We start from the raw sequence: 241 nt of genomic DNA, 5'->3' as shown, positions 1-241 counted from the left end.
ACCTCGAGGTCCGGTAGCGCCGGTAGCGCCTGTGTTACCTTGAGGTCCGGTAGCGCCGGTAGCGCCCGTGTTACCTTGAGGTCCGGTAGCGCCGGTAGCGCCGGTAGCGCCTGTGTTACCTCGAGGTCCTGTGGCACCGGTAGCGCCCGTAGCACCTGCTGGCCCAGTAGGTCCAGTAGGTCCTTGAATGAATGAAGCAGAATTAACTAGAGCGGTTTGTAATGCTGCGATTAATTTAAGA

General features: G+C 58.5%; 1 pseudogene. It reads right to left on the bottom strand.

Annotated elements, in window-relative coordinates:
* Positions 1-241: pseudogene (locus MR083_RS27315) on the bottom strand (collagen-like repeat preface domain-containing protein); the annotation flags it as partial.

It is taken from the genome of Bacillus cereus group sp. BfR-BA-01408 (assembly GCF_022663305.1).
Classification (GTDB): Bacteria; Bacillota; Bacilli; order Bacillales; family Bacillaceae_G; genus Bacillus_A; species Bacillus_A pacificus.
The sequence above is the reverse complement of the archived record's forward strand: the minus strand, read 5'-3'. Positions and strand labels throughout refer to the sequence as shown.